The sequence below is a fragment of the Mesorhizobium sp. A623 genome (assembly GCF_054489405.1).
Window position 1 is genome coordinate 1 of record NZ_JBTMXB010000083.1, and the last position, 3,751, is coordinate 3,751.

4 protein-coding genes and 1 pseudogene are annotated in these 3,751 nt (G+C 58.0%); 2 read left to right on the plus strand and 3 right to left on the minus strand.

Going from position 1 to position 3,751, the window contains the following annotated elements; translation table 11 throughout:
• Positions 1–353 (minus strand): hypothetical protein (locus tag ACX3P1_RS27710; RefSeq protein ID WP_459082955.1); only part of this gene is annotated, 353 nt, incomplete at its 3' end.
• Between the two features lie 100 nt (positions 354–453).
• Here ACX3P1_RS27710 and ACX3P1_RS27715 point away from each other — a divergent pair.
• Positions 454–1,216: pseudogene (locus ACX3P1_RS27715) on the plus strand (NYN domain-containing protein).
• Between the two features lie 151 nt (positions 1,217–1,367).
• On the opposite strand, the gene ACX3P1_RS27720 reads toward ACX3P1_RS27715, so the two are convergent.
• Entirely contained in the window at positions 1,368–2,120 is a 753-nt protein-coding gene (locus ACX3P1_RS27720) for a proton-conducting membrane transporter (protein ID WP_459082957.1), read from the minus strand.
• A 436-nt stretch (positions 2,121–2,556) separates the two neighbouring features.
• Between ACX3P1_RS27720 and ACX3P1_RS27725 the strand changes: the two genes are divergently transcribed.
• Positions 2,557–3,078 (plus strand): Holotricin-3 precursor, encoded by a 522-nt coding sequence (locus ACX3P1_RS27725; protein ID WP_459082959.1) that lies wholly within the window; start codon positions 2,557–2,559, stop codon positions 3,076–3,078.
• A 138-nt stretch (positions 3,079–3,216) separates the two neighbouring features.
• On the opposite strand, the gene ACX3P1_RS27730 is transcribed toward ACX3P1_RS27725, so the two are convergent.
• Entirely contained in the window at positions 3,217–3,633 is a 417-nt protein-coding gene (locus ACX3P1_RS27730) for a DUF1801 domain-containing protein (protein WP_459082961.1), read from the minus strand.
• Positions 3,634–3,751: the final 118 nt, after the last annotated feature.

Sequence of the window (3,751 nt, forward strand, 5' to 3'; positions counted from 1 at the left end):
GCGCCATGCAGAAGGCTTGAGGAATACCCGATGAATGGGAGAAGTTGCGTACGGTCGAGGAATTCGCATACAACGAGCCAAAAAATGCAGGAGAGATAATGCCAACAATCGTTGAAGATCTGCGAGCAATTGCCGCTCACCCCGCTAGCCGGACAAAAGCCGAGGTAGTGGACATACTGCTCGCGGCTGCCGACCGCATCGAATCGAAGCGGATTGAGCTGGCAAGAATAAAACATGATTGCAAGAGCACGAAGCGGGCCGGTTAGATCGGCCAGGGTGAAGAAATCCAAAGACCCGGGAGAAGAAGCCGCCCGTGCCTTGTGCCGGTCTCCCATCATCTTGATGAATGCCAAATTTCAGTCAGACATCGAGATGCTTAGCGTGCCTTTGCGCCCAACGCGACGATAGTGTTGTGGTAGCATTCCTCACAGGCGAAATGAACGAAAGCCCTCCATGCCAAACGAACATCGATCCCCCGCCTTGCCGTCCTGATCGACGCCGACAATGCCTCGGCCAAGATTGCCGATGGACTGTTCGAGGAAATCGCCAAGATCGGGGAAGCCAGCGTTCGGCGTATCTATGGGGATTTCTCCAGAGCCCGCTCGAAGGGCTGGGCCGATATCCTGTCGAAGCACGCCATCATCCCGCAACAGCAATTCGCCTACACCACAGGCAAGAACGCCTCCGACATCACGCTGATCATCGACGCGATGGACCTTCAGCACAGCGGTCGCTTCGACGGGTTCTGTCTGGTATCGTCGGACAGTGACTTTACTCGGCTCGCCGCCCGCATTCGCGAACAGGGCGTCGATGTGTATGGCTTCGGCGAGCAAAAGACCCCCGAGAGTTTCCGGCAGGCGTGCCGTCGGTTCGTCTATACGGAGAACCTGCTGGCAACCGCCCCGGCAAATGAGACCGATGCGGCTCAACCGGCCACGCCTCTCCAGCCACCAAGCGCGGCGGCGGCGATCATCAAAAGAGTGATCGCCCAGATGAAAGCGAGGACGGCTGGGTGCCGCTCGGCTTGGTCGGCAATCAATTGGCCAATCTTGTCTCCGACTTCGACCCGCGTACTTTCGGCTCCCGCAAGTTGAGTGACCTCGTGCGGAAGACGAATGAGTTCGAAATCGACCATCCCGAAGGCGGAACGATGCGCATTCGGGTAAGATTGAAGCCTTCCGGGCGATCCGCGCCAAAGCAGCGCGGACAACCGTAACAGCCTGTCGCAAAGCGTTATTGGCATCACGGCGCAGTCGATGCGACCTACGGCGCGCGGCGGACCTTCGGGCGAGCGGCGGGGGCGGTTTCAGGCAATGCTCTTTCGGGAGCGCCGCCCTTTCGTGATCAGTTAACGCCCCCGAACGCCTTCAGGTGTTGCCAGAACTGCGCGCCGTGGGAAAGCGGCGGGCAAATTCCTTCTCATTGCCGGCAGCCAGAAGCTTTGCCTGTTGAACCCACTGCTCGCGCTTGATGCGCCCGTCGAACTGAAGATAATCCTCCACGCTCTTGACGTCAGCGGTGGTCCAGGCGGCAATTTGAGCGAAGGTGGTGATGCCGTGTTCGTTTAGACGGCGCTCATTCACAGGCCCGATGCCGATCAAGCGCCGCAGATTGTCTTTGCCGTTGGATTTCTCAGCCTTCGGTCTGGCGGATCCGATCTTTGCGGCCTTGACCTTGGCGGGTTTGGCAAGTGCCGACGCGGCAGGCCCTTTCGGAGCGGTTGAAGGCCGGGAAGTGGCAGCCACCGGAGCCGATATCAAGGCGGCAGGGGACGGCTTTGCCCTAGCCTCGCTCAGTTGGCGTTCGAGATCGGCTCGGGCGCTCGCACAAGCTTCCAACTCGCCACCCAGGCGATTCGCGTCGGCCTTCAGCCGATCCCGCTCACTGCGCGTGCTGCCCAAATTGCTTCGCAGATCATTGAGTTCACCAAGCCGCCGCCCCCATAGAAACCAGCCGACACCCAGCCCAACAAGGAACGCCAACAGCATATAGAAAAAAGTCATTGCCTCTCTCCAGTCCGAGCTTGCACGCCAAAACGCGTGACCGCGCGCCATCTTGCGGCAAGATGCCCACAAAAGGAAAGGCTCCCGTGCTGAAGGAAGTGAGGAGCGGCAATACACGTCTTGTGCTCATCTGAAGCCACGACGCGCATAAAAGCGCTCGCACAGGTCCAGATCGTTGCAGGCCGGATTGAGGTTAGGGTCGACATGCTGGGTGCATGCCGTTGGGATCGGGTATCCGGGCTTTCGCCGCGCAACTTGCAATCAACGCCCCATCAACCAGTTGAAACATTTGCTCATAACGCTTAGCCGACAACTCATAGAGTGTGTCGCGTCGTCGATACCGTGCTGATTGATCAGGAGGCGGTCGAAACACCGCACGAGGGTGATGACCGGCTGCTACTGGGATTGAAGGGCAACTTCAACGAGTACGAACTCGATCTTCTGCGGCAGTGTTCGCTCAGTAGGGACAGTGATCCCGCTAATTGTCAGTCGCCACATAACTGCCTCAAACGGGCACGATTTAATCAAGCGGGGGCCGTGCAGGAGAACTCCGATGAAATTGAAAGCCCACTTCGCCGCTTTGGCCTGTCTTGGTTTGGTAGCTGGCGGTACATCGCTAGGCCATATCGACGGATTTAGCTTGGTTAGCACTGCCCATGCCAAAGGCGGTGGTAACGGTAACGGTGGTGGGCACGGTAATGGTGGGAACGGTGGTTCCAGTCACGGTCAATCATCCTCCGATCATGGCAAATCGGCTGACGCACATGGCAAATCCGTCTCGCACGAAACTACAGCGGCAGTATCAGCGGATGATTCTGACGCCAGTTCGCTGGGTGCGTTGAATGCAGCTCACGCATCGGCAACCGCACGTGAGCATGCCAATCCCAATTCGGCAGTCGGCAAGATTGCCACTTATGAAAAGAGCCGCGAAGCAGCGTTGACCCTGCAAGACCCGACCGCTCAAGAGCAGGCTCTGGACGACGCGCAAGCCAAATTGGCGGCAGATTTCAACCTCGCTGAATTGTCGAACGACCAGATCAGCCAGATCAACGCTCTGCTGGACGCGCGGCAGTAAGGACCAATCGGCTTAGAAAAGAAGGGATGCAACGGCCCTCTTTGGCATTTTAGAAGCTGTCAGTCTCGCGGTTGAGGCTGGCAGCGTGCCGAGCGCGGGTAGCTCCCAGTCTCGGAAGTCGTCGGGTCGACACGAAAGTCACATCTTCTCGCCGGGCATCTGGCCGGCTTGCTTCACCCATTCGATGAACTGCGCCTCATCGAACTGCCCTTCGTAAATGTCGAGATAGCGGACTTCTGGATGCTTCGACTTGCCCGATGGTACTGGGCGGAGGGAGGTGCGGCGGAAGGATGTCACCTTCACGTACTTCGCAAAGCAGTGGAAGCTGAGGAACCAGTAGTCATCCTCGACACAATAGAAAGGCGAGTTCCACTTGACGGCCTTGCGGACACCGGAAACGGCTCGCCCGATGATGTCGTCTATGCGCTTGCCGACAGCTTTTTTCCACCCCGGCATGGCCGCGATGTAGGCGTGGACGGGTTCGTCGCCGTAGCCTTTGGCGATCTGCGGATTGCCTCCCGACAGAAGCTTCGGCGCTTTGTTCGTATCGGTCATCCTGGGCAGGTAATCACCAATGCCTCTACCCGATAATCGAGAGCTAGAGCGGTTTTTCCTTAATCGGAGTCGCGGGTTTGCATTGACCGGCTTGTTCTGATTCCCTGATCGCAGTGAT

Excerpts from the sequence above, each read along its gene's own strand:
- ACX3P1_RS27730 (WP_459082961.1), bottom strand. The coding sequence starts at position 3,633 with ATGACCGATACGAACAAAGCGCCGAAGCTTCTGTCGGGAGGCAATCCG.
- ACX3P1_RS27725 (WP_459082959.1), top strand. The coding sequence starts at position 2,557 with ATGAAATTGAAAGCCCACTTCGCCGCTTTGGCCTGTCTTGGTTTGGTA.